The sequence below is a fragment of the Streptomyces sp. NPDC058697 genome, from assembly GCF_042715345.1.
Classification (GTDB): Bacteria; Actinomycetota; Actinomycetes; order Streptomycetales; family Streptomycetaceae; genus Streptomyces; species Streptomyces liliifuscus.
On record NZ_JBHXSU010000028.1, the window covers coordinates 96614 to 122184 of the forward strand.

The 25571-nt window shown below is 70.1% G+C and carries 24 protein-coding genes; 22 read left to right on the forward strand and 2 right to left on the reverse strand.

The genetic code is table 11. From position 1 onward, the window contains the following. The first annotated feature begins 69 nt into the window (after nt 1-69). Nucleotides 70-543, forward strand: coding sequence for an ATP-binding protein (locus ACFWXQ_RS39920; RefSeq protein WP_383938602.1), 474 nt, complete (start codon nt 70-72; stop codon nt 541-543). Nucleotides 544-734: 191 nt separating this feature from the next. Next, nucleotides 735-2162: an Nramp family divalent metal transporter gene (locus ACFWXQ_RS39925; protein WP_383938599.1), complete on the forward strand. Its 1428-nt coding sequence runs from the start codon at nt 735-737 to the stop codon at nt 2160-2162. Between the two features lie 52 nt (nt 2163-2214). Here the strand turns inward: ACFWXQ_RS39925 and ACFWXQ_RS39930 are convergent, their stop codons facing one another. Next, nucleotides 2215-3903, reverse strand: coding sequence for a chitinase (locus ACFWXQ_RS39930; RefSeq protein ID WP_383938596.1), 1689 nt, complete (start codon nt 3901-3903; stop codon nt 2215-2217). Between the two features lie 377 nt (nt 3904-4280). On the opposite strand from ACFWXQ_RS39930, the gene ACFWXQ_RS39935 reads away from it, so the two are divergent. The 15 genes from ACFWXQ_RS39935 (at nt 4281) to ACFWXQ_RS40005 (ending at nt 17882) form a co-directional block, all read left to right on the forward strand. Next, nucleotides 4281-5156 carry a hypothetical protein gene (locus ACFWXQ_RS39935; RefSeq protein ID WP_383938594.1) on the forward strand — a complete coding sequence of 292 codons (876 nt, stop codon included), beginning with the start codon at nt 4281-4283 and terminating at the stop codon, nt 5154-5156. A 156-nt stretch (nt 5157-5312) separates the two neighbouring features. Beyond that, on the forward strand, nt 5313-6026 hold the full coding sequence (cpaB, locus tag ACFWXQ_RS39940; protein WP_383938591.1) for a Flp pilus assembly protein CpaB: 714 nt from the start codon (nt 5313-5315) through the stop codon (nt 6024-6026). A gap of 152 nt (nt 6027-6178) precedes the next feature. Continuing rightward, nucleotides 6179-7795: a CpaE family protein gene (locus ACFWXQ_RS39945; RefSeq protein WP_383938588.1), complete on the forward strand. Its 1617-nt coding sequence runs from the start codon at nt 6179-6181 to the stop codon at nt 7793-7795. Beyond that, nucleotides 7792-8190, forward strand: coding sequence for a TadE/TadG family type IV pilus assembly protein (locus ACFWXQ_RS39950; protein ID WP_383938585.1), 399 nt, complete (start codon nt 7792-7794; stop codon nt 8188-8190). Before ACFWXQ_RS39945 ends, ACFWXQ_RS39950 begins: the two co-directional genes overlap by 4 nt. 43 nt (nt 8191-8233) lie before the next feature. Further along, nucleotides 8234-9574 carry a CpaF family protein gene (locus ACFWXQ_RS39955; RefSeq protein WP_359937574.1) on the forward strand — a complete coding sequence of 447 codons (1341 nt, stop codon included), beginning with the start codon at nt 8234-8236 and terminating at the stop codon, nt 9572-9574. An 82-nt stretch (nt 9575-9656) separates the two neighbouring features. Then, nucleotides 9657-10598, forward strand: coding sequence for a type II secretion system F family protein (locus ACFWXQ_RS39960; protein WP_383938581.1), 942 nt, complete (start codon nt 9657-9659; stop codon nt 10596-10598). 16 nt (nt 10599-10614) lie between these two features. Next, nucleotides 10615-11505: a DUF5936 domain-containing protein gene (locus ACFWXQ_RS39965; RefSeq protein ID WP_383938578.1), complete on the forward strand. Its 891-nt coding sequence runs from the start codon at nt 10615-10617 to the stop codon at nt 11503-11505. A 7-nt stretch (nt 11506-11512) separates the two neighbouring features. Beyond that, on the forward strand, nt 11513-12958 hold the full coding sequence (locus tag ACFWXQ_RS39970; protein WP_383938575.1) for a sensor histidine kinase: 1446 nt from the start codon (nt 11513-11515) through the stop codon (nt 12956-12958). Beyond that, nucleotides 12951-13712: a response regulator gene (locus ACFWXQ_RS39975; protein WP_383938572.1), complete on the forward strand. Its 762-nt coding sequence runs from the start codon at nt 12951-12953 to the stop codon at nt 13710-13712. Before ACFWXQ_RS39970 ends, ACFWXQ_RS39975 begins: the two co-directional genes overlap by 8 nt. A gap of 174 nt (nt 13713-13886) precedes the next feature. Next, nucleotides 13887-14057, forward strand: a complete 171-nt coding sequence (locus ACFWXQ_RS39980; RefSeq protein WP_383938674.1) for a hypothetical protein — start codon at nt 13887-13889, stop codon at nt 14055-14057. Nucleotides 14058-14098: 41 nt separating this feature from the next. Continuing rightward, a complete protein-coding gene (locus tag ACFWXQ_RS39985; RefSeq protein WP_386270299.1) occupies nt 14099-14659 on the forward strand; it encodes a pilus assembly protein TadG-related protein in 561 nt (186 codons plus the stop codon). A gap of 15 nt (nt 14660-14674) precedes the next feature. Continuing rightward, a complete protein-coding gene (locus tag ACFWXQ_RS39990; RefSeq protein ID WP_383938569.1) occupies nt 14675-15271 on the forward strand; it encodes a hypothetical protein in 597 nt (198 codons plus the stop codon). Nucleotides 15272-15273: 2 nt separating this feature from the next. Continuing rightward, nucleotides 15274-15900: an OmpA family protein gene (locus tag ACFWXQ_RS39995; RefSeq protein WP_383938567.1), complete on the forward strand. Its 627-nt coding sequence runs from the start codon at nt 15274-15276 to the stop codon at nt 15898-15900. Between the two features lie 26 nt (nt 15901-15926). Next, complete coding sequence (locus ACFWXQ_RS40000; RefSeq protein WP_383938564.1) at nt 15927-16799, forward strand: LLM class flavin-dependent oxidoreductase; 873 nt, start codon at nt 15927-15929, stop codon at nt 16797-16799. A 279-nt stretch (nt 16800-17078) separates the two neighbouring features. After that, on the forward strand, nt 17079-17882 hold the full coding sequence (locus tag ACFWXQ_RS40005; RefSeq protein WP_383938561.1) for a class I SAM-dependent methyltransferase: 804 nt from the start codon (nt 17079-17081) through the stop codon (nt 17880-17882). A gap of 53 nt (nt 17883-17935) precedes the next feature. Here the strand turns inward: ACFWXQ_RS40005 and ACFWXQ_RS40010 are convergent, their stop codons facing one another. Next, the gene (locus ACFWXQ_RS40010) at nt 17936-19096 is read right to left on the reverse strand and encodes a winged helix DNA-binding domain-containing protein (RefSeq protein WP_383938558.1); all 1161 of its coding nucleotides are present in this window, start codon (nt 19094-19096) and stop codon (nt 17936-17938) included. Between the two features lie 67 nt (nt 19097-19163). Between ACFWXQ_RS40010 and ACFWXQ_RS40015 the strand changes: the two genes are divergently transcribed. The 5 genes from ACFWXQ_RS40015 (at nt 19164) to ACFWXQ_RS40035 (ending at nt 25390) form a co-directional block, all read left to right on the forward strand. Next, nucleotides 19164-19562 carry a winged helix-turn-helix transcriptional regulator gene (locus ACFWXQ_RS40015; protein ID WP_383938555.1) on the forward strand — a complete coding sequence of 133 codons (399 nt, stop codon included), beginning with the start codon at nt 19164-19166 and terminating at the stop codon, nt 19560-19562. A 738-nt stretch (nt 19563-20300) separates the two neighbouring features. Further along, nucleotides 20301-21074 (forward strand): isoprenyl transferase, encoded by a 774-nt coding sequence (locus ACFWXQ_RS40020; RefSeq protein WP_200396099.1) that lies wholly within the window; start codon nt 20301-20303, stop codon nt 21072-21074. Between the two features lie 322 nt (nt 21075-21396). Beyond that, nucleotides 21397-22722, forward strand: coding sequence for a PhoH family protein (locus ACFWXQ_RS40025; protein ID WP_383938552.1), 1326 nt, complete (start codon nt 21397-21399; stop codon nt 22720-22722). Nucleotides 22723-23158: 436 nt separating this feature from the next. Then, nucleotides 23159-23857, forward strand: coding sequence for a transglycosylase SLT domain-containing protein (locus ACFWXQ_RS40030; RefSeq protein WP_383938549.1), 699 nt, complete (start codon nt 23159-23161; stop codon nt 23855-23857). Nucleotides 23858-23992: 135 nt separating this feature from the next. Then, nucleotides 23993-25390 (forward strand): AI-2E family transporter, encoded by a 1398-nt coding sequence (locus ACFWXQ_RS40035; RefSeq protein WP_383938546.1) that lies wholly within the window; start codon nt 23993-23995, stop codon nt 25388-25390. Nucleotides 25391-25571: the final 181 nt, after the last annotated feature.

A 25571-nucleotide genomic window follows, 5' to 3' on the forward strand; every position in this document is an offset into this window, starting at 1 on the left:
ACGTTTTCAGGTAGGTATTCGGGTAGTACTCCCCGTGTCCGCGAGCCGCGGGGAGCCGAAGCTTTGGACATGCTGGAACTCTCCGGAGGACATCTTCCGGATCCCGACGCCGCGTACGGCTGGTACCCCCAACCACCCTTGGGAGCAGGCCATTCGAGTGTCGTGTACGACCCCCGTCCCGTCGCGGCGGCCGAGGCCCGCGCGGAGGTCAGGCGGCAGCTGGAGGGCTGGGGGCTCGCGGAACAGAGCGACACGGCGGAACTGCTCGTCAGCGAACTCGTCACCAACTCCCTGATACACGCGGCGAGTCGCCTCCGCCTCACCCTCTCGGCCGCGCACGGAGTCCTGCGCTGCGAGGTCTCCGAGGCGGGCCGCCGCCCTCCGGAGGTGTCCCGGGCGGGCATCGCGGTGGGCGGCTGCGGGATGTTCCTGGTGGATGCGCTCGCGAGGCGCTGGGGCTGCCGCCAGGACGGGCCGGGCCGGACCCTCTGGTTCGAGCTCGGCACGTGCGGGTCCGACGGCTGTGGTCGGCGACAGCCGTAGTGCCCCGCGAGTTCCGGACGAACCGTTGTCCACCTCCGGAACCACAGCCCGGGCCCCGGTGGCGAGTCCAGCCGCCGGGGCCCGCCCGAACGTCTTCGTCTCGGCGTGCACGCTCCTCACCTGTGCACATCGGGTGCTGATCGCCGCACGCCCTCTTGTGCCCCCGTTCTCTTTACGCTTTCTTGATCCGCATGGCTGACACCTCTGGGAACGCGGACACCACTGGAAGCACGGCCACGGGAGAGACGGGGAAGGCCGCCTCCGTTCCCCGCAAATCCAGTTGGAAGTACATCGGCCCCGGCATCGTGGTGGCCGCGACGGGCGTCGGCGCCGGTGACCTCGTCGCCACGCTCATCGCGGGCTCGAACTTCGGCTACACGCTCCTGTGGGCCGCCGTCATCGGCTGTCTCGTCAAGATCTCGCTGGCCGAGGCGGCCGGCCGCTGGCATCTGTCCACCGGCCGCACGCTCTTCGACGGCTGGGCGAGCCTGGGCCGTTGGACGTCGTGGTTCTTCGTCGCGTACGTCGTGATCTGGGGCTTCGTCTACGGGGCCGCGGCCATGTCCTCCTCGGGCCTGCCGCTCCAGGCGCTCTTCCCGGACGTCATGGACCTCGAATGGTGGGCCGTCCTGACCGGTCTGGTCGGCCTGGTCTTCGTCTGGTTCAACAAGTACGTGGTCTTCGAGAAGGTCATGACCGTCCTGGTGGGCGTGATGTTCGTCGTCACGGTCTACCTGGCGATCCGCGTCACCCCGAACCTCGGCGACGCCTTCGCGGGCCTGCTCCCGGTCCTCCCCGACGAGAAGGACTCGATCCTCAACACGCTCGGCCTGATCGGCGGTGTGGGCGGCACGATCACGCTCGCCGCGTACGGCTACTGGGTCAACGCGAAGGGCTGGACGAACACCGGCTGGATGAAGGTGATGCGCCTGGACAACCGCGTCGCGTACATCACCACCGGCATCTTCGTCATCTCGATGCTCTTCGTCGGCGCGGAACTCCTGCACTCCTCCAACGTGGCCATCGCGAGCGGCGACAAGGGCCTGATCCAACTCGGCGACATCCTGGAGGACGAGTACGGCACGGCGACCGCCAAGTTCTTCCTCATCGGCTTCTTCGCCACGTCCTTCACATCCCTGATCGGCGTGTGGCACGGCGTGAGCCTGATGTTCGCGGACTTCGTGGAGCGCTACCGCAAGGACCGGGCCGGCCGAGCGACCGGCGAAGGGGAGACCCCGGCCGAGAAGACCCCGGCCGGGAAGGTGACTTCCGGCGAGGCGACGCCGGGCGGGGGAACGACGTCCGGCGAGGAGGTGGCCTCCGGCGCCCGCGAGCGCTCCTGGCCCTTCCGCGCCTACCTCCTGTGGCTGACCTTCCCGCCCATCGTCCTGCTCTTCCAGGGCGAGCCCTTCCGCCTGATCATCCTGTACGGAGTCCTGGGCGCCGCCTTCCTGCCCTTCCTCGCCCTCACCCTGGTCTGGCTCCTCAACTCCTCCCGCACACCCGCGGAATGGCGCAACGGAATCCTGAGCAACTCCATGCTGACGATCGCGGGCCTGATCTTCGTCGTCCTGTGCGTGAAGCAGATCTGGGACCAGCCCTGGTCGGAGTTCTTCTGATCCGAGGATCCGAGGGCCCGAGGATCCGACCAGGGCCGGCCCGCCGCACGGGCTACGGCAGCCCGTGCACGTGCGGTCCCACCGCGTTCGACCACGCGTTGCCCGCCGTGGCGTCCCAGTTCGTCGACCAGGTCATCGCGCCGCGCAGGTCCGGGTAGGTCCTGGACGGCTTGAAGGAGCCGCAGTTGGTGCCCTTGGCGAGGCAGTCCAGGGCGTTGTTCACGATGCTCGGGGAGACGTAGCCGCTGCCCGCGCCCCTCGTCGAGGCGGGCAGGCCGAGGCCCACCTGGGACGGGGCGAGGCCGCCCTCCAGCTGGATGCAGGCGAGGGCGGTGAGGAAGTCCACCGAGCCCTGGGAGTACACCTTGCCGTCGCAGCCGAGCATCGAACCGCTGTTGTAGTACTGCATGTTGACGACCGTGAGGATGTCCTTGATGTTCAGGGCCGTCTGGAAGTAGGAGTTCGACGTGGATTGCATGTCGATCGTCTGCGGGGCCATCGTGATGATCAGCGAGGAGCCCGCCTTTGCGGACAGGGACCGCAGCGCCTGCGTCATGTACGTGGCGTTGAGGCCGTTCTCCAGGTCGATGTCGACGCCGTCGAAGCCGTACGTCTGCATCAGGGAGTGGACGGAGTTGGCGAAGTTCGTCGCCGAGGCGGAGTCGTTCACCGAGATCGTGCCGCGCTCGCCGCCGATCGAGATGATCACCTTCTTGCCCGCGGCCTGCTTGGCCCGGACGTCCGCCTTGAACTGGTCGACGGTGTAGCCGCCGAGCCCGGCCGAGTCGAGGTTGAAGGTCACGGCGCCCGGTGTCGTCGTGGCGTCGGCGAAGGACACCGCGATGATGTCGTACTGGGACTGGACGTCGGAGATCTTCTGGACGGCCGCGCCGTTGTTGAAGTTCTGCCAGTAACCCGTCACCGCGTGCTTGGGCAGCCCGGTCCCGCCGCCCGAGTTCGCCTTGGTCGTCCCGGTGACCGCCGTCGACTTCGCCGACTCACCGGCCGCGTTCGTCGCGGTGACCTGGAAGGAGTACGAGGTGGAGGCGGTAAGGCCGGTGACCGTCGCCGAGGTGCCGGTGACCGCGAGGACCTTCGTACCGGCGCGGTAGACGTTGTAGCCGGTCGCGCCCGACACCGTGTTCCAGGCCAGGGAGACGGAGGAGGAGGTCGTGGACGCCACGTTCAGACCGGCCGGTGTCGAGGGGGCGACCGGATCGGGGTCGCCGCCTCCGCCCCCGTCGGGCCCGAACACGGACACGTCGTCGGCGAAGTAGGCCGCCTGTCCGTACCAGCCGTGCGTGTAGACGGTCACGGAGGTCGTGGACGAGCCCGTCGTGAAGGACGTGGTGAGTTGCTTCCAGGAGGAGGAGTCCGGGGTCCAGGTCGACACGTCCGTCGTACCCGTGCCGCTCGCCCCGAGGTAGGCGTACCCGCCCTGCACCCACGCGCTCAGCGTGTACGTCGAGTTGGGCTTCACCGCCACGGTCTGGCTGCACCTGGCGTTGTCCTGCCCGGCGGGCGTGGCCTTGAGGGCGGAGGCGCCGCCGTGCACGGGGGAGGAGACGGTGGCGCCGCTGCCCGCCGAGCAGGTCCAGCTGGAGAGCCCCGACTCGTAGCCGGCGTTCTTGGTGTTGTTGACGTCGGCGGCCGAGGCCTGGCCGGCTCCGGCGAGGGAGAGGACGGACGCGGCGAGTGCGGTGGCGAGGGCTGCCGCCCAGGTCCGTCTGCGTCTGGGCATGCCTGGTACGCGGTCCACTGGGGCCTCCGGTGGGGGAGTGGGAGTCAAAAGTGGGGGACGACTACGGTGGCCACCGCTGGAGGTCCAAGGTGGTCCAGACCAATCCGGTTGTCAAGACCTCTGACGGAGGTCAACGCCCTTGCCGTACCGTCGAGTTGAGGCATATGCGCCTCACTCTGTGTGGATCACCTACGCACCTTGTGTGAGGTGATCTCGCGGATCCGGTGTTGAGCGGCCCACGCCGTGGATAAGGTGCAGTTGCGGAAGGGCGCACAGTGACAGATTCGCGTTCTTCCGTGAAGGTTCGATGGCTGAGTCAGGGGCAATCTGAGGCGGTGGTTGACCACCCCGCCGCAGTGAACGGGGTGGTGTGCAGCGTGCCGACCGCGATAGCCGTCACCAGTTCCGATCTGGTGCTCCCACCGCACGACCGGCAGACCCCGCCCGCCGCCGTCCAGCCCCTCGACAGCCTCGAAAGCTCCCTCACCGGGATGCACGCGCTCATCGAGCAGCACGGATACGTGATCGCGCTGTACCCGGCCTCCACACCGGGTGACATCACCCGGCGGCTGCACGCCGTGCGCTCCGTCCTGGAGAGCGACCGCATCGCGCTGCTCGGCCTGGACCTGCCGCCGCTCGGACTCGCCCTGCTCGCCCAGCAGTTGCGCCAGCTCTCCGTCTGCGACTTCAGCCCCGGCGTGCTCGCCTCCTCCGCGCGGCTGCTCGCCCACTACATCTACGCCGGCGCCCTGCTCGGCTCGGTCGCCAAGCTGGACCGCATCCCCGTGTCCCTGAAGTCGCACGCCAAGTCATGGGTGCCGGGCGCCCAGTTCGCCGTACTGGCCAATCCGCGGCCGCAACTGGTCCGCGTCGGCCAGGAGGAGCTCACCGGGCCCGAGTTCGGGACACGGATGCTCGTCGCGGCCGGACAGCTGCCCGCCGAGTGGCTCACCGGGACGCTCGCGCCCGCCTGGCGCGTCCAGGGCATCACGACCGTGCCCCTGCCCGCCGAGTCCACACGCTGGTGGGGCACGGGCAAGGTCGCCGAGTTCGCCGCCGGGCTCTACGACGTGTCCGTGCTGTACCAGCTCGTCTCGTCCGTGCGGCGCGAGGAGTGTCACTGGTGCGGTCTTGAACTCATCGGCGACCGCTGCGGATTCTGTGCGGCACCTTTGCCACCGCCCCAGGAGCTTCCGAGGGCCACGGTGCGGGCAGCTTCTTCGGTACGTGCCCTGCCCCGAGGGGCTTCGTAAACCACGTAAGTCATGTACGTACACCTGAATAACGGTGCACAACAGGCACGTAGAACGAGATACGAAGCACGCAGCACCAGGCACGCAGCACGAAACAGCCAGGCACAACCGCTCGACCCCGCTGTCCCCGCCCCCCCGATCGAGGTTGTCCGCGTCATGAATTCACGCCAGCGCCGCGGCGTCATCCTGCTGGTCCTCTCGGCCCTGTGCGCCCTGGGCGCCTTCGCCGGAGTGCTCTCGGTGATCCGCGACGTGAACTCGAAGGTCGGCCCCGAGGTCGCGGCGTACCGCCTGAAGGACGACGTCGCGCCCTACCGGCAGCTGACGTCCGACCAGTTCGAGAAGGTCTCCATGCCCGAGCGGTGGCTGTCGTCCACCGCCGTCACCGACCTCTCCCAGATCCGCGGCAAGATCGCGGTCACCCGGCTGGAGAAGGGCTCGCTGCTCCAGAGGGACATGATCGTGGACCGGCCCGAACTGGAGGCCGGCCAGCAGGAGATCGCGATCATGATCGACGCGGCGACCGGTGTGGCCGGCAAGATCAACCCGGGCGCACGGGTCAACATCTACGCCACGTTCAAGGACGACACCGACAACGGCAAGGACCAGTCGAAGGTCATCGTCGAGAACGCCCGCGTGATCGACGTCGGCAAGCTGACCGCCCTCGACCCGGGCCAGTCCAGCAACGACCGCCGCCGCACCGCGAACGAGGCGGTCCCGATCACCTTCGCCCTCGACACCGCCGACGCCCAACGCGTGGCATACGCCGAGTCGTTCGCGGAACACGTCCGCCTGGCACTGGTCGCGGGCGGCACCGACGCCACCGTCGCCCCCGGCGACCGCACGTACACCCTCGACGAGGACAAGTAGGAGGCCGTGATGCGCTCAGCCCCCACGTGGCCAGGCCGAGGGACGGACCGGCCGGAGCGAGAGCCGGGCAGGCCGGGCGGTCCGGGCGGTCCGGGCCGGGAGTCCGGCAGGCCGCGCCGAGAGCCCGCCGGGCCAGGCCGGGGGACCGGCCGATGACCATCCGCATCCTCCCCGCCGTCGGCGACATCGACTCGGCCCGCGCGCTCAGCACACTGCTGAGCCAGCTCGCCGACGCCGAACCCGCGCCGCCCGTCGCGGACACCACGGCCCTGCTGGACACCCTGGCCCGCCTCGCCGCCGAGTCCCTGGACGAGCTGCCCGAGGTCGTCCTCGTCCACGAGCGCATCGGCCCGGTCCCGGCGCTCGACGTCATCCGCGACCTGGTGATGAGCTTCCCGGCCGTCGGCGTCGTCCTCATCACCGCCGACACCAGCACCAACGTCCTCACCGCCGCCATGGACTCCGGCGCCCGCGGCATCATCGGCCTGCCCCTCGGCTACGACGCCCTCGCCGAACGCGTCCACGCTGCCGCCGCCTGGTCCATGGGCATGCGGCGCCATCTCGGCAGCGGCACACCCGAGTTGTACGCGGGACCGGGCGGCCGGGTCGTCACCGTCACCGGCGCGAAGGGCGGCGTCGGCGCGACCGTCGCCGCGGTCCAGCTCGCCCTGGCCGCCCAGGCGTCGGGCCGCTCCGTGGCCCTGCTCGACCTGGACCTCCAGTCGGGGGACGTGGCCTCGTACCTGGACGTGCAGTTCCGCCGCTCCATCGCCGACCTCGCCGGGATCAGCGACATCAACCCGCGCGTGCTCCAGGACGCCGTCTACACCCACGACACCGGACTCGGCCTCCTCCTCGCCCCCGCCGAGGGGGAACGCGGCGAGGAGATCACCGACCGGGTGGCCCGCCAGGTCCTCGCCGCCCTGCGCTCCCGCTACGAGGTCGTGGTCGTCGACTGCGGCGCCCAGCTGAACGCCGCGAACGCGGCGGCCGTCGAACTGGCCGACCAGGCCGTGCTGTTGGTGACCCCCGACGTGGTCGCCGTCCGCGCCGCCAAACGCATGGTCCGCATGTGGGACCGCCTCCAGATCCGCAAGGCCGAGGAGACGCTGACCGTCGTCAACCGCTTCTCCCGCGGTACGGAGATACAGCCGTCCCTCGTCGAACGGGTCACCGGTACGAAGGTCGCCCGTTCCACGGTGCCCGCCGCCTTCAAGGAGCTCCAGTCGGTGGTGGACGCGGGGCGGATGCAGGACCTGGACGCCCGCTCCACGGTCAAGCAGGCGCTGTGGGCCCTGGCGGGCGAGCTGGATCTGGTGGTCCAGCAGGAGGGCGGGGGCGGCGGCCGGCGTCGCAAGGCGTCCTCGGACCGGGGGGCCCTGGCCCTGCGCCGCAAGGGCGGCGACCGAGGAGCGGTCACCCTCGAATTCGCCGGGATGTTCCCCATCCTGCTGGTCGTGATGACGATCCTGTGGCAGTGCGTGCTGTACGGCTACACGTACTCCCTGGCGGGGAACGCGGCGGACGAGGCGGCGCGGGCGGCGACGGCGGCGTACGCGGTGGACGGCGATGTCGCGGGTGCCTGCGCCGCAGCGGGCGGCAAGAACCTGCCGGGTGCCTGGGACGGCACCGGGATCGTCTGTGGCACCGACGGGCCGGTCATGAAGGCCACCGTCACCGCCCAAGTACCCCTGTTCTTCCCGGGCTTCGACGTCGACTGGACGGTCGACGCAGAGGCGGGGGCCGCGCTGGAAGGGGACGACGAATGAAGCGCCTCCCGGGACGCCGCCCGCCCCGCCTCCCGAAGAGGTTCGTGAAACGCCTCCGGGGCGACGACCGGGGCGTATCCATGCTGGAGTTCGCCGGTTTCCTCCCCATCCTCCTCCTCGTCGGCATGGCGGCCATCCAGCTCGGCCTCATCGGCTACGGCATCAACCAGGCCGGCACGGGCGCGCGAGCCGCGGCGCGGGCGGCCTCGCAGGGCGAGGACGGAGCGGCGGCGGGCCAGGCCGCGGTGAGCGGCTGGTTCGACAACCTGACGGTGTCGCCTGCCGAGGGCCCCGACCTCACCACCGCGACGGTCACCCTCAAGGTCCCCGCCGTCATCCCCCTGCTGCCCGCCGTGACCGTGCAACGCGACGCCACCATGCCCACCGACGACTGACCGACCGACCGAGAGACCTGAGAGACCGAGAGGAGGCGACCCCATGAGCCTGCGAGCCCGTATCGCCGCCCCCGAAGAGGGCGGATCAGGCCGCGAGGACGGCCATCTCGTCGCCGTCTACCGTGCCAAGCTGCTCGAAGAGATCGACCTCGCCGAGATGTCGAGCCTCGCGGCGGCCGAGCGGCGGATGCGGCTGGAGCGCGTGCTCGGGCACATCATCAGCCGCGAGGGCCCGGTCCTGTCGTCCGCCGAGCGCTCCCAGCTGATCAGAAGGGTCGTCGACGAGGCACTGGGCCTCGGCGTCCTCGAACCGCTCCTCGCCGACGCGTCGATCACCGAGATCATGGTCAACGGACCGGACTCGATCTTCGTGGAACGGGCCGGCCGCGTGGAGCAGCTCCCGATCCGGTTCGCCTCCAACGAGCAGCTGATGCAGACCATCGAGCGCATAGTCTCCACGGTCAACCGCCGCGTGGACGAGTCGAATCCGATGGTCGACGCCCGCCTCCCCACCGGCGAGCGCGTCAACGTCATCATCCCGCCGCTCGCCCTCACCGGCCCGACCCTCACGATCCGCCGCTTCCCCCGCGCGTACACCCTCCCGGAGCTGATCGGCCTCGGCTCGCTCGACGAGCAGATGCTCATGCTGCTCGCCGCGTTCGTCCGCGCCCGCTTCAACGTCATCGTCAGCGGCGGTACGGGCTCCGGCAAGACCACGCTCCTGAACGCGCTCTCCGGACTCGTCCCGTCGCACGAGCGCATCATCACCATCGAGGACTCCGCCGAACTCCAGCTCCAGCAGGAGCATGTGATCCGTCTCGAATCCCGCCCCCCGAACGTGGAGGGCAAGGGCCAGATCACCATCCGCGACCTGGTCCGCAACTCCCTGCGCATGCGCCCCGACCGCATCATCGTCGGTGAGGTCCGCGGCGGCGAGACCCTGGACATGCTCCAGGCTATGTCGACGGGCCACGACGGCTCCCTCGCGACTGTCCACTCGAACTCCGCCGAGGACGCCCTGATGAGGCTCCAGACCCTCGGCTCGATGTCCGAGGTCCAGATCCCCTTCGAGGCGCTCAAGGACCAGATCAACTCCGCGGTCGACGTCGTCGTCCAGCTCACCCGCCACGCCGACGGCTCCCGCAAGGTCACCGAGATCGCCCTGCTGGTCTCGCACGGCCGTGAACAGTTCCGCGTCGTCCCGGTCACCCGCTTCGTGCCCCGCCCGACGGGCCCCGACCGTGTCGTCCACGGCCACTTCGAGCATCTGCCGCTGCCCCGCGCGGTCGCCGAGAAGCTGTACGTCGCCAACGAGCCCCTGCCGCCCGCCTTCGGGGTCGCGGAGGCCTTCGACGTCCTCAACACGAGGCAGGCCATCGGATGACCGCCCGGATGCTCCGCCGGACGACCCCCACCACCGAGACCGACAAGACCGAGACCGACAAGACCGATGAGAGGAGCGAGCCGTGAACAACCAGGCCCTGCTCGCCCTCGGCGGCACCGTCCTGTGCGGCACCCTCGCCGTCGCGGGCGTGCACACGTACGCGTCGGGCCGCGCCCAGCGCCAGGCCCTCGTCGACCGCCTCTCCGGCGGCGGCCCGCTGCGCACCGCGGCCGGCCGCGCCCGCCGCTTCGCCGCCGTCGACCGCCGGCTGCGCCGCACCCGCCTCGGCCGCACGATCCAGCTGCGCCTCTCGGCGACGGGACTCGACCTGACCGCAGGCGAGTTCTTCACGTACGTCGCCGCCGTGGTCGTCGGCCTCTGGCTGATCGCCGCCGCCTCCCTGGCCCCGTTCTTCGGCCCCATCGCGGGCCTGGCGGGCATCTGGAGCGCGGCGATCTTCCTCAACTGGCAGCGCCAGAAGCGCATCGAGGCCTTCATCAACCAACTCCCCGACGTGGCCCGCCTGCTGGCCAACGCGGCCGCGGCCGGGCTCGCCCTGCGCACGGCCCTCGCGATGGCCGCGGAGGAGCTGGAGGCCCCGGCGGGCGAGGAACTGGCCCGGGTGGCCGACCAGCTGACCATGGGCCGCTCGGTGGACGACGCCCTCGGCGAACTGGCCGAACGCCTCCCGTCCCGCGAACTGGTCGTCCTCGTCACGACCCTCGTCCTGTCCAACAAGGCGGGCGGCTCGGTCGTCAACTCCCTGCGGAACCTCACCCAGACCCTGGAGGACCGCAAGGAGACCCGCCGCGAGGTCCGCACCATGCTCTCCGAGGTCAACGCGACCGCCTTCACGGTCCCCCTCCTCGGCGTCGGCTCGCTCCTCCTCATCAACTCCTCGAACGAGGGCGCCCTGGCCAAGGTGACCGGCTCCCCGCTCGGCCAGACCCTGGTGCTCATCGCCATGGGCCTCTACACCATCGGCTTCTTCGTCATCCGCCGCCTCGGCAAGATCGAAGTATGAGGAGGAGGGGATTACGTTGCTGGCCTTGCTCCTTGCCGCACTGACCGGCCTCGCCGTCGGGGGCATGCTCCTGGGCATCCGCATGTACCGCGCGGAGGCCAAGCTCCCCGGCGACATGGCGCTCGCCCTGGAGGTCGGCGCCACCCGCGTCTCGAAGTCCGACTCGGCCGTCGACCGCCTCGGCATGCGGTTCGCCCCGCTCGTCCTGCGGCTGATGGGCCCCCGCCGGGTAGACGCCAAACGCCGCCGCATCGACATGGCGGGCAACCCCGGCGGCCTGACCCTGAACCGCTACGCGGCCCGCCGGGCGGTGTACGGGGTCTTCGGCGTCCTGCTCTTCCTGATCTTCCTCACCAACGGCCAGCCGCTCTTCTCGCTGATGGCCCTCGCCTTCGGCCTGCTCGCCGCCGACGCCCTCATCTGGCAGGCCATCCGCGAACGCAAGGAGGTCATCGACCGCACCCTCCCCGACTTCCTGGACGTCCTGGCGGTCGTGGTCTCCGCGGGCCTCGGCTTCCGCCAGGCCCTGGACCGGGTCGCGGACCACTACGAGGGCCCGTGGGCCGACGAACTGCGCATCACGCTGCGCCAGATGGACATGGGCGTCAGCCGCCGCCAGGCCTTCGACGAACTGCGCAGGCGCAACTCCTCCGAGCAGGTCGCCCAGTTCGTCTCGGCGCTCCAGCAGGGCGAGGAGCTGGGCTCCCCGATCGCGGACACCCTCATCCAGCTCGCCACGGACATGCGCCGCACCGACGCCCAGAACTCCCGCCGCCGGGCCGCCAAGACGATCCCCAAGGCGACCATGGTCACCCTGGTCTTCATGCTCCCGGCCACGATGATCCTCATCGCCACAGGCATGTTCCTGGGCTCCGGCTCGGACTTCGGCTCGATCCTGGGGCGCTGAGATGAGGGTGACGTGGAGGCACCGGCGTGGATGGCGCCCCTTTGGGGGGCGCCTCCAGGGGCGCCCTCAGGGGCGCGGGGAACTGCGCGCCCAGCCACAACCGACCCGCAGCCAACGACCAACCGTTCCAACAGGCGGCGGCTCTGCCAAGTGGGCCACAGGCTACTTCGCAGACGACGCGGCAGCCCCCGGCAGCCTCCGCCTCCAGCTCAACGCCCTCCAGGCCCTGTGCCGCCAGGCGTTCGCGGTCCGGCTCACCCTGATCGCGGTCGGCGCCCCCTTCGCGACGGCCAACGCGGCGGACGGCCCGCCCCGCTACGGCGTCCTCGCCGCGGCGGTCCTCGGCGTCATGGGCTCGTACGCCATGCTCAGGGACTGGGACCGCTTCGCCCCCCGCCTCCTCGCCCACCCCACCCTCATGGCGGTGGACCTGGTCTTCGGCGCGGTACTCCTGCTGACCGCGTCCCCCGCCTCCCCCCTCGCGTACGCGGCCGTCTGCACCCCGCTCCTGGCGGGCCTGCTGTACGGCTGGCGCGGCTCCGGAGTCTTCACGGGTCTCCAACTGGCCGTGCTGATCACGGTGTTCAGAGCCTGGGAACACCGACCGGGCGCCGGCGCCAGTACCCTCCTGGTCGCCGGTTTCTGCATCGCGGCGGGCATTGTCGGGGTCACCCTCCGCAATCTGATGTTCCGCTTCGGCACGGCCAGCCAGGCCCTCGCCGAGGCCAACTCCCGCCTGGCCGTCGCGGAGGCCGTCGAGTCCGAACGGGCCCGCCTCGCCCGTGAGATGCACGACTCTGTGGCGAAGACCCTGCACGGCCTGGCCCTGGCCGCCGAGGCTCTCGCGGTCGCCGCCGACCACGACACGGACCCCCGCGCCCTCAAGTCCCAGGCCACAGCGGTGGCGGGCGCGGCCCGTCGAGCGGCGGCGGAGTCCCGCGACCTTCTGACGGACCTCCGCCACCACACGGCACTGGCGACCCCGCCCACGGACCTCAGGACGGAACTGAAGTCGAGGGCGGCGGACTTCACATCCCGTACGGGCATCACGGCGAGTGTCGACTGCACGGTGCCCCTCACCCCCGAACTCCCGCCCGAGGCGTCCCGCCACCTGCTGGCGATCGTCTCGGAGGCACTGGAGAACACGCACCGCCACGCGACGGGGGCGACCCGGGTGGACGTGACCGTCCAGGCCTCGCCCTCCTCCCTCCACCTGACCGTGCGGGACGACGGAACCGGCACGTCCGTATCCCTCGACGACGTACGACACCTGGCGAAATCCGGCCACTTCGGTCTGCTGGGCATGCTGGAGCGCGCGGCCTCGATGGGCGCGGGTCTCCAACTGCACCGAGCCGAGCAGGGCGGCACGGAGGTCAAGGTCGACCTTCCGCTGGTCACCGCCCTGCCGGTATCCCCCTCACACACTCCTCAAGAGGAGGCCGCACATGCCTGACCAGGCACTTCCCGGCCCGCCCCTACGAGTGCTCGTGGCCGACGACAACCCCGTCGTCCGGGCGGGCCTGGCGGCCCTGCTCGACGCCCACCCCGACATCCGGGTCACGGCCCGGGCGTCGAACGGTGCGGAGGCGCTCACGGCCGCGACCCGCCACCGCCCCGACGTGATCCTCCTCGACGTCCGCATGCCCGGCACGGACGGCCTCACGGCACTGCCTTCGCTGGCCGGGCTGGCTCCCGTGATGATGCTGACGTACAGCCGTGAACCCGAGGTGGTGGCACGGGCGTTGCGCCTGGGAGCCGTCGGTTACCTCGTGCACGGTGAGTTCACGGCGGACGAACTCATCACCGCCGTCCGCAACCTGAGTGACGGAAGGGCCACTTTCACGGCCTCCGCCGCCGAGGCCGCCGCCGGGTCGGATTCACTCGGTGTTTCGTACGAACCGAACGAAAACTCTTCGCATCTGCAATCGGTTGTGGCACAGTCGTCAAAGGCTCGACCCGCCTCCGCGGCGGGACTCCACCGCCGCGGCCGCAACCCACTGGAATTCGGGCTGAGTTCACGGGAGGTGGAGGTCATGGATCTCATCGCGGCCGGCATGAACAACCGGCAGATCGCCGCCACGTGCTTCATCAGCGAGAAGACCGTAAAGAACCACATCAATCGCATCTTCGCAAAGCTGCACAGTTCCACGCGCAGCGAAGCGATCGCCCACTGGCTGGGCACGGCCCACGGGGGGTGGAACCGATGACTCCGAACTCGCCAAGTTGGGCCCCTGGACCCACCCGGAGTAGGCGTGTTCTCACGTACGGTGCGCGGGAAGGTAGTGGTTTTGGGTGGGAGGGAAGGGATCACTGTGACCAAGAGCCTGCAGCCGGAGACGTCCACGAGGACGAAGCGAGCGGTTCGAGGGTGGGTCCGCACCGTGTCCTCCCGAACGCGAGGACGGGACCGGGACGCGGGAGCGGGTTTCGTGGAGTACGCGGGCCTGATGATCCTGATCGCGGGAATCTTCACGTTGATCGACGGGCTCGGGCTCGACGGCCTGATCTCGGGAGCGATCCTCGCAGCGGTCACCAGCGTCGTCGGAGGCTGATTTCCACACGCCTGCGCGGTGACCGAGGGTCGACTCTCCCCATCTACATCTGGCTGACGGGGATTCTGCTCTTCGCCGCGTTCGCGTTCTTCGCATTCGCTCAAGCGGCGTCCGCCCGGAACGGAGCTCAGTCCGCGGCGGACGCCGCTGCGTTGGCCGCCGCACAGAGCGCACGGGACGACCTGATCGAGGACCTGGGAGACGCCGTCGGCGTGGACGCCGACTGGCTGGACTGGCTCGATCCCGAAGAGCTCGAAGGCGGCGAAGCCGCCGCCGCGGCCGCCGCGTTGGCCGCCGAGAACGACGCTGCCGTCACGGGGTTCGGGGGCGCGACCGTGGCCGGATTCCTCGGCTACGAGGTGGAGATCCAGACGAACTACACGGTTGGCGACTCGATCATCCCGGGCACGGAGAACCAGCATGCCAATGCGGATGCCACGGCCGTCATCGAACCGCGGTGCGATGTCCCCGTGGACGCCGATCCCACGAAGCTCGTCACACTCGACTGCGACGGCGATCTCGTGAACATCGACCCCGAAGATTTCGATTTGGACGACCTTCCCGACGCGTCCGTGCTGTTCTCTGTGCAACTGGCCGAGTGAAAGGAAGCCGTACCGATGAACATTCGGCGCACCACGAAGGGCCGCACGGTAATGACCGCGGTGGCGATCACGACTGGGCTGGTCCTCACGGTGGCCGGCTGCGGCGGCGGGGGAGACGACGGCGGTTCGGACAAGAAGACGTCGTCCTCGTCGCCTGCGAAGAACGACGACGGGGGCGACGACAAGCAGGACTCCCAGGCCCCTCCCGCCAAGGAGGCGCTGGCGGAGGTCAAGGCCGGAGGTCTGACCCTGGCCGTCACGTCGGCCGTCCGCGACGACGGCGGCTTCGTCACCGTCGAGGGAACGGTGACGAACGGCAGCGGCAAGCCCTGGGTCGCCGCGGACTGGCGGGGCGACGAGAGCGAACTTGCCAAGAACGGCGGGTCGATCGCCGGCGCGAGCCTGGTCGACCAGACGGGCAAGAAGAAGTACCTCGTCCTGCGCGACACGGAAGGGCGCTGCCTGTGCACCCGGTTCACCGGGGGTGTGCTGTCGGGTGACACCGCGGAGTGGTTCGCCCAGTTCCCCGCGCCGCCCGAGGACACCACCAAGGTCTCCTTCCAGGTCGGCTCGATGCCCCCCGCCGCCGTCGAGCTCTCCGAGGGCGAGTGACCATGTCCCTCACCCTCCGCACCACCGCGATCACCTTCACCGCCCTCACCACCCTCGTCTTCCTGACGCCCCTCACCCCGGCCCAGGCGGACGACGAGGACCCGAGTGCTCCGCCGGGCAGTGTCAGCAGCTCCCCACCCCCCGAAGTGGACGCGAACAGCCCGGGGCTGAAGCTCGCCGACGGCGCCACGCTCGCGCCCGCGCGGGTGCTGGACATCAAGTCGGTCGTCGAGGACCTCGGTGGCGAGGAACGCCGCGTGGACACCAACGAGGACGTGACGTTCGCGCTCCAGGCGGAGGTCCTCTTCCCGAAGGACAGCTCGAAGCTCAACCCCGAGGCACGCTCCCGCATCAAGGCGATCGCGGACGAGATCAAGGCCCAGAACGCCACGAACGTCCGCGTCTTCGGCTTCACCGACAACCTCGGCTCGTACGCCCACGGCCTGACCCTCTCCAAGAACCGCGCCGAAGTCGTCCACGAGGAACTCGCCGCAGCCCTCGGCGACACGAACGTCACCTTCGCGGTACGCGGCTACAGCGAGGACTACCCGATCGCCGACAACACCTCGGAACAGGGCCGCCGAAAAAACCGCCGCGTGGAGGTCACCTTCCCGAAGGGTGAGAATTAGCCTCCGAGCCCGGGTAGGAAGCCCGCATGACTGCACTAGGTGCCGTGTTCCGGCCTCAGCTGCCCCCAGAACGACTGCGTGTGATGGTCCGTACGGCGGAGGAGGCGGGGCTGGAGGAACTGTGGCTGTGGGAGGACTGTTTTCTGGAAGGGGGGATCTCCGCGGCGGCGGCAGCGCTAGCCTGGACGGAACGGCTGCGGGTGGGAGTGGGGCTGCTGCCCGTGCCGTTGCGGAACGTCGCCGTGACGGCGATGGAGACCGCCACCCTGCACCGGCTCTTCCCTGGCCGGGCGATCGTGGGCGTCGGCCACGGCGTACAGGACTGGATGGGGCAGGTCGGGGCGCGGGCCGAGTCGCCCGTGACGCTGCTGCGTGAGTACCTCGTGGCGTTGCGCGCGCTGCTGCGGGGCGAGCGGGTGACCACGGACGGCCGGTACGTGAAGCTCGACGACGTCGCCCTCGACTGGCCCCCGCAGTCACCGGTGGAGATCCTCGCGGGAGCCACCGGCCCGCGTACGCTCCGGCTCTCCGGCGAGTTCGCGGACGGCACCATCCTCACCTCCGGTACGTCCCCGGAGGGCGTACGCAAGGCGCGCCAACTCATCGACGAGGGAAGGGAGTTGGGCTCCCGCAGTGGCTCGCACGAGGTCGTCGTCTACCTCCTCACCGCCACCGGCCCCGGCGCCGCCGCCCGCCTCCGCGCCGAGCTGGAGGCGGACGGCCTGGCGTCGGTCCCGGACCTCGGGGTCGCCGGGGACGCGAAAGCGGTCGCCGAGGCCGTCGGCCGTCTCACGGACGCCGGCGCCGACACCGTGATCCTCCAGCCGACCGCCGACGAACCGGACCCCGAGGGCTTCCTGCGCTTCACCGCCGAGGACGTACGCCCCCTCGTTCCGTAGACAGCGGACCGAGCCGTCGTCGCTCATGCCGGGCCGACCACCGGGGCCGAGTGTCGGGGTCCGGTGCCCGGTGCCCGGTGCTCGGCTCCCTCGGCATGAGCGACGCGCGCACCCGCAGCCGCACGTACGGCTGAGAGCTGAGAGACGTCTGAGAGACGTCGCCGAAGCCGACCCGGAGATGTTCTGCCAGCAGGAGCACGACCCGGAGGCGCCCCGGCGGCCACGCCCCTCCCCGGAATTCGGTCGCGGCACGCCACCCCCGCCTGCCACCATCGCCCGATGAGCCCGACCACGCCCTCCACCCCCTCCACGCCCCCCGCGCCCTCCACCTCCTCCTTCGAAGACCTCGTCGCCGAGGCCGCGGCCGTTCCCACCGAGGGCTGGGACTTCTCTTGGTTCGAGGGGCGGGCCACCGAGGAGCGGCCCTCCTGGGGGTACGCGCGGGCGATGGGCGAGCGACTGGCCACGGCGGAGGCCGCTCTCGACATCCAGACCGGCGGCGGCGAAGTCCTGGCGTCGGCACGGGAGTTGCCGCAGCTGGCCGTCGCCACCGAGGGCTGGCCGCCGAACGTCGCCAAGGCCACCGTCCTTCTCCACCCGCGCGGCGCGGTGGTCGTCGCCTCGCCCGAGGACGCCCCGCTGCCGTTCGGCGACGCGGCGTTCGACCTCGTCGTGAGCAGGCACCCGGTGACCGTGCACTGGACGGAGATCGCCCGCGTCCTCGCCCCCGGCGGAACCTACTTCGCCCAGCATGTGGGCCCGAGGAGCGGCTCCGAACTCGTCGAGTACTTCCTCGGCCCGCTGCCGGAGGCCAACCGCGGCGCCCGCCACCCGGACCGCGAGCGCGCCGGAGCCGAGGCGGCCGGTCTTGAGGTCGTCGATCTGCGCGCGGAGCGGCTGCGGATGGAGTTCCACGACATCGGAGCCGTCGTGCACTTCCTGCGGAAGGTGGTGTGGATGGTGCCCGGCTTCACCGTGGACCAGTACCGCACCCGGCTCCTGGACCTGCACGAGCGGATCGTGGCCGAGGGGCCGTTCGTGGCCCACAGCTCCCGCCACCTCATCGAGGCCCGCAAGCCGTAGAGCGCGTGGCGTGAACAAGTCCCTGAGGGGTGCGTGGAGTTGACGTGCGAGGGTTACGCATGCGGGCCCGACGTCACCTTTCCCACCACCAACTCCGGTTCTGCCTCCAGGACTTCACCGACCCGCTCCACCTGCTTCCCCAGCTCCCGCTCCTGCGCCCGGGTCAGCCGGCCCAGCGGCTCCACCGTCACCGTCGTCCGCTTCCCCTGCCGCCGCTGGTGCCAGACCCCGGCGACCACGCCGTCGACGAGCAGCACGGGATAGTTCCCCGCCTGCCCGCCCGCCAGGGCCCGCTCGTAGGCCGCGCCGGGGAACATCCGCTCGCGGGGCTGGGCGGCGATGGCGTACGCGTCGAAGTAGGGGAGCAGCCGCACCCCGCGTACGGCCTCCGTCGGGAAGTCCGTGTCGCCCGCCACCACCCAGGCCGGCGTCCCCTCGAAGTCGGCCTCCTCGATCCCGCCCGAGGAGGCCAGCGAGGCGAAGAGGCCGGCGGCCCAACCCCGGGGCGCGGCGGCCCACTTGGCGAAGTGCTGCGGCGTCGCGGGACCGTACGCGTGCAAATAGTGGCGTACGAGCGTGGCGAGCGCCTCGTCCGCGGGGAGCGGGTCGAAGTGCGGCGGGCGGGTGTAGGCGGCCTTGCGGCCGCGGTTGGGGGCGAAGCACAGCGCGCCCGACTGGCCCGCGCGATGCATGACCTGGCGCCAGCGCGGCCACTTGCCCTGGAACGCCTCCATCACGAGGTCACCGGCCCAGGGGCCGGTGCGGGCCACGACCTCCTCGGACAGCTCGTCGATGGTCAGCTGCCGCCCGTCGAGGGCGTCACCGATCGCCGCGACGACCTGCTCCTCCTGGCCGGGCGTCATCCGCACGCCCGGCGGGGCGCTCGTACCGCTCGGCACGGCGGTCAGCGCGGCGCTCCAGAAGGGGAGCTCGGCGGCGGCCAGGAGATGGATCGTGCCGCGCGGCCCGTACGTCTTCACCAGACTCCGGTCGTCACTCCGGTCGTCCCACAGCGCCGCGCGCACGTCCTGGCGGGTCGCGCCGCCGAGCCGCAGGCCCACGGAGAGCTCGGCCGCCGACAGGACCTGGGCGTGCGTGGCGAGCAGCGTGGAGACCACCTCGGCGACGGGGGTGCCGGCCGGGGCGGGCGCCCCCAGCAGTTGCCGCTCGTAGCGCCGCGCGCTCGCCTCGTCCCATGTGATCCTCGAAGTCATGGCGGCGACGGTAGACCCGAATTAGGTCAGATCCTGTCCGCTGCCCCGGTCTTGGGAGGAGTCGACCATGTCGAAGGGCAAGGGGCCCTACAGCTGTGGCCTGGACGCGGCCGTGGACGTCGTGGGCGGCAAGTGGAAGCCGATGATCCTTTGGGCGCTGCACGTGGGCGGGACCCTGCGCTTCGGGGAGCTGCGCCGGAGCATCGGGGGAGAGCATTCACCGGGAATCAGCGAGAAGGTGCTGAGCCAGCAGCTGCGCGAGCTGGAGGCCGACGGCGTGGTGCACCGGGAGGTGTACGGCGAGGTACCGCCCCGCGTGGAGTACTCGCTCACCGATCTGGGCAAGGCGCTGAACACCGCACTCCTGCCGTTGGGCGAATGGGGTGATCTGCACATGAAGGAAATTGTCGCCCGTAAACACCCAGGGCAGAGCAAAGAGCCGTCGGTCACCGCACAGTCCGGGTGAGGGCCCTCACGAAAATCCCGGAAACGCTCACAGAGTTTCCACATCGTTACCCCGGATGGTCCGTTGCACCTCTCCGGCTCACGTAAATTCGAAGCAAGGTAATTCGCGTGAGCAAAGCTGCGCGGGACGGTACCGCGCGGAGGAGGGGGCCGCGCGGTGCCCTGCCTGCAGAGCGCCGGGGGGCGCGTTCGGGAGTCCCGTGCCGGGGCTCCGGTCCGGCCGGAGCCGCGAAGCGGCCGCGGCCGCGAAACCATTCTTGGCGTCAACTGGACGTTCCCGGGTGCGTCACTCTTGGGGCGTACGTCCGAGGCGGATGGCCGAGTGCCCCAGAACCGCTCGCAAACCCCCTGGTTCCCTCCGGATTCGGCTCCGCCGCCTTGGAATCCGCTGTGATTCGGCCACGTTCTGCCCTTGAATGAACGCTTCCGCACCCACCCGGGCGTTGTCGGGCGACTGCGGAGAGTAGTTGTGGCACGCCGATGCACGCAGCATCACTTACGAAGGGTTATGGTGGAAACCCCCCCTCGGGCCGGTCCGTCTCCCCCCCACGGACCGGCCCGTTTTTTGTGCGCTCACACGCGCCCGGCGTACGCCCCTGAGATCCCGTCGCCGGTGCCGTCGCCCGTGCCGTCGCCCGGCGAGCAGAAGGCCTTGCACCCCAAGGGGGAGCGGGGCTTCAGCAGCGGTAGGGTGTCGCCCTCGGGGGACCGTTATCTGCACGGAGGGGCTGACGAAAACGTGAACCTGCGCGACAACCTGCGCCGCTTGCTGGTCAGGTTCTATGCACGCAGGGTGGAAGGCCACCTTGACCACGACCAGGTGCCCAAGCACATCGGGGTCATCATGGACGGCAACCGGCGCTGGGCGAAGGCGGCGGGCAGCACCGCCGCCCAGGGACACCGGGCCGGGGCCGACAAGATCGAGGAATTCCTCGGCTGGTGCTCCGAGACCGACGTAGAGGTCGTCACCCTCTGGCTGTTGTCCACGGACAACTTCGACCGCCCGGAGGAAGAGCTCGTACCGCTGCTCGGCATCATCGAGAACGTCGTGAGCTCGCTCGCCGCCGACGGCCGCTGGCGTGTGCACCACGTCGGCACGCCGGACATCCTGCCCTCCCGGATGCAGACCGTCCTGAAGGAGGCCGAGGAGTCCACCGCGCACGTCGACGGAATACTCGTGAACTGCGCCATCGGCTACGGCGGCCGCCAGGAGATCGCCGACGCCGTGCGCTCGATGATCCTCGACCACGCCGAGAAGGGCACCTCCATGGAGGAGCTCGCCGACAGCGTCGACACCGACATGATCGGCAAGCACCTCTACACCAGCGCCCAGCCCGACCCCGACCTCGTGATCCGTACGAGCGGTGAGCAGCGGCTGTCCGGGTTCATGCTCTGGCAGACGGCCCACTCCGAGTACTACTTCTGTGAGGTCTTCTGGCCGGCCTTCCGCAAGGTCGACTTCCTGCGCGCCATGCGCGACTACGCCGCGCGACACAGGCGCTACGGGGGCTGAGCCTCCGGGTGGTCCCTGCCCGCAGGGGGCGCCATCAGGGACGTACGTCATCTGGTGTTAACGAACGCGCCGTCATCGCCCTTGGCATGGCATCGCGCGTTCGAGGGCATAAGCCTTGCAGGTCGACGCCCGAACCACGGGTGTCGTATCTCAGCGGACGGCACGGGGCCGTCCGCCCGGGAGGCCCTTTGCACCAGCCCGACCGTGCGGTCAGTACGGACGAAGCGGAGAGGGCCGGTAGTCGGCCCGTGCATCGCGGCCGGACACCGGTCCAGCTCTCCTCCGTCGCTCCCCGACCTCATCCGAGGGGGTACGTCCTTCCGTGGTGACCAGCACAAAGCGCCGTATGCCAGACCGGCGCACCTATGTTCTCGACACCAGCGTCCTGCTGGCCGACCCGCACGCCATGAACCGCTTCGACGAGCACGAAGTAGTGCTTCCGATCGTGGTGGTCACGGAATTGGAGGCCAAGCGGCACCATCCCGAACTCGGCTACTTCGCCCGGCAGGCCCTGCGCCTGCTCGACGACTACCGGGTGAAGTACGGCCGTCTCGATGCCCCCATCCCCACCGGGGAACTGGGCGGGACCGTACGTGTCGAGCTCAATCACTCGGACCCCAGTGTGCTGCCCAGCGGCTATCGCCTGGGGGACAACGACTCCCGCATCCTCGCGGTCGCCCGCAATCTGCAGGCCGAGGGGTTCGACGTCACAGTCGTGTCGAAGGACCTGCCGCTCAGGATCAAGGCCTCCTCGGTCGGGCTCCTCGCCGAGGAGTACCGCGCCGAGCTCGCCATCACGGGCTCCTCCGGCTGGACCGGAATGTCCGAACTGACGCTCTCCGGCGAGCAGGTGGACCTCCTCTTCGACCAGGAGACCCTGTACGTCCCCGAGGCGTCCGACTTCCCGGTCCACACGGGCCTGATGATCCAGTCCGAGCGCGGCAAGGCCCTGGGACGCGTGACGTCCGAGGGCAACGTCCGGCTCGTACGGGGTGATCGGGAGGCCTTCGGTATCAAGGGCCGCAGCGCCGAGCAGCGCATCGCGCTGGATCTGCTGCTCGACCCGGACGTCGGGATCGTCTCGATGGGCGGCCGGGCCGGCACCGGAAAGTCGGCGCTCGCCCTGTGCGCGGGCCTGGAGGCCGTGCTGGAGCGGCGTCAGCACCAGAAGGTGATGGTCTTCCGTCCGCTGTACGCGGTCGGCGGGCAGGAACTCGGCTATCTGCCCGGCAACGAGTCCGAGAAGATGGGCCCCTGGGCGCAGGCGGTCTTCGACACGCTCTCCGCGGTCACCAGCCGCGAGGTCATCGAAGAGGTCACCGCGCGCGGCATGCTGGAGGTCCTGCCTCTGACACACATCCGCGGCCGCTCCCTCCACGACGCGTTCGTGATCGTGGACGAGGCCCAATCCCTGGAACGGAACGTCCTGTTGACCGTTCTGTCCCGAATCGGCGCGAATTCACGGGTGATCCTGACCCATGACGTGGCCCAGCGGGACAACCTCAGGGTCGGCCGGTACGACGGAGTCGTGGCCGTCGTGGAGAAGCTGAAGGGCCATCCGCTCTTCGCGCACGTCACACTCACCAGGTCCGAGCGCTCCCAGATTGCGGCGCTTGTGACCGAAATGCTGGAGGACGGACACATCTGATCCAGCGCGCCCCACCCCGCGGCATCTGTCCAACGGGTGGTGGCTACACGGTAATTGACGCCGTCCGGCAAAGGCTGAAGAGCCTAGCCGGGCGGCGTCTTGGCGTGTGCTCGTTTCCGAAAAACTCCCGGGGCAAACGAGGTGTGAGCTTTCACACCCGGCACAGAATTGCCCTCCGGTGTCGGGGTGCGGCAGAGTCTCACTCCTGTCAGGCCCCGCATACGACACATCTGTGCCCCCAGCGGTACGGCACCACAGAAGTAACAGAACTCCATAAGGCCGTCGTATGCCGCCCGAGCACCACGCGGCGCTCCCGTCATGGGAGTTGCCCATCGGGCCCGTGCCTCCCGTGACCCCGCAGTTGGGAGGCCAGCGCCAAGGGCACGATTGCGTCCGCGAGGGTCACCTGTAGCGGGCGATGCTGGAAGGAAACCGTGTGAGCCGGATTTCGGTCCGGGGATTCGCAGTGGCCTCGGCCACCGCGGTCACCGCTGTCGGCGCTGTCACCGGTGTTGCCTCGGGCAACACCGCGTCCTCGAGCGACGACGCGGAGGCAACGGCAGCAGGCGCCACGCTTCTCGCGGACATACCCGCGGGTGCGCAGGCGCAGGTGCAGACCGCATCCCTGACTCAGCAGGCCGACTCGCAGGCCATCGCGGCCGACGCGACCGCCAAGAAGGACGCCGAGGAGTCTGCGCGCAAGCAGGCCGCCAAGGACGCCGTGGCCAAGCAGAAGGCCGCGGAGAAGGCCGAGCAGGACGCGAAGGACCGGAAGGAAGCCCTGAAGGCTGCCAGCCGTTCCGCCACGCGTGATGCTTCCAGCTTCCCGACGCAGTCCTCGTACAGCGTCGCGGAGATCCAGGCGATGGCGCGCCAGATCGTCCCGGCGGACCAGTTCCAGTGCTTCAGCACCATCGTGGACCACGAGTCCAGCTGGAACTACCGGGCGGACAACCCCACCTCGGACGCCTACGGTCTGATGCAGGCGCTGCCCGGCTCCAAGATGTCCTCCGCCGGCGCGGACTGGGCGACCAACCCGGCCACCCAGATCAAGTGGGGCCTCGGTTACATGAACGACCGGTACGGCAGCCCGTGCGGAGCCTGGGACTTCTGGCAGGCCAACAACTACTACTAGGCCGACAGCCACTCGGTCCTCTCAACCTTTTCAGAGCCCCTCACCGTCCTACGGTGGGGGGCTTCTGCCGTGTACGGTCGATGCCGACGACTCCAGGGGGGAGTGGTGGGGCACAACGGGGAAAAGGGACGGATCATGTCGAGAGTGCCAGGGTGGCTCGGCCGGCTCGGCGCCGGACTCACCGCGATGGGCGACCGGTTGGACGCGCGCCGCGCGCAGGCCGACAAGGACGACGACTTCGCCGGGGGCGACGACTTCGGCCGGAGCAACGGCACCGATGGGGGCGGCAAGGACAGCGCCGACACCCCTGCCGCGTCCACCGCCACCGGGAACGGCACACCGCCCCAGCCTCCCGCCCCTCCGTCGGACGTTCCCGTGCCCGCCTCGGCCCCCGCCCCTCGCCCCGATCCCGCCGCGGCCGTTCCCTGGGGCATGCGGGTCGCCGCCGAGGCCGGCTGGCGCCTGCTCGTACTCGCGGGCACCGTCTGGGTGTTGATGCGCGTCATCAGCGCCGTGCAGCTCGTCGTCCTCGCCTTCGTCGCCGCACTGCTCATCACCGCGCTGCTCCAGCCCACCGTGGCACGGCTGCGGCGGTACGGGGTGCCGCGGGGGCTCGCCACCGCGCTGACCGCGACCCTCGGCTTCGTGGTCATGGGGCTCGTCGGATGGTTCGTCGTCTGGCAGGTCATGGAGAACATCGACAACCTCTCCGACCAGGTCCAGGACGGCATCGACGAGTTGCAGCGCTGGCTGCTCAACAGCCCGTTCCATGTCACCGAGGACCAGATCAAGGACATCGCCAAGAGCCTGCGCGAGGCGGTCGGCGCCAATACGGACGAGATCACGTCGGCGGGTCTGGAGGGCGTCACCGTCATCGTCGAGGCCCTCACCGGCATCCTCCTCACGATGTTCTCCACGCTCTTCCTGCTCTACGACGGCAAGCGCATCTGGCAGTGGACGCTCAAGCTGGTGCCGGCGGCGGCGCGGCCCGGGGTGGCCGGGGCGGGCCCGCGTGCCTGGCGCACGCTCACGGCCTATGTCCGCGGGACGGTGATAGTGGCGTTGATCGACGCCATCTTCATCGGCCTGGGCATCTTCTTCCTGGACGTCCCGATGGCTGTCCCGTTGGCCGTCTTCATCTTCCTGTTCGCGTTCATCCCGCTGGTCGGCGCTGTCGTCTCGGGCGCGCTGGCGGTCGTGGTGGCTCTCGTGACGCAGGGCGTCTTCACCGCGGTCATGGCGCTGATCGTCGTGCTCGCCGTCCAGCAGATCGAGGGCCACATCCTCCAGCCGTTCATCCTCGGCCGGGCGGTTCGGGTCCACCCGCTCGCCGTCGTTCTCTCGGTGGCGGCGGGTGGGATGGTCGCGGGCATCGGTGGCGCGGTCGTCGCCGTCCCGCTCGTCGCCGTCACCAACACGGTGGTCGGCTACCTGCGCTCGTACTCCCAGGAGCGGGCGTTGCGGACGTCGCCCGTGCCGCGGGGGGCTACGGCGACGGGGGTGGCACCGGTGGAACACCGGCCGCCGTCTTAGGGCGCCCCCGCCCCCTGGGGCTCCGCCCCAGACCCCGTGGGGTTCGTTGTCGGGTGCGGGTCCGGCTGTGGCTGGTCGCGCAGTTCCCCGCGCCCCTAAAAGACTGCGCAGTTCCCCGCGCCCCTAAAGACCCAAAGACCTAGGGGCGCGGGGAACTGCGCAACGGGGGTTCGGGGGCGGA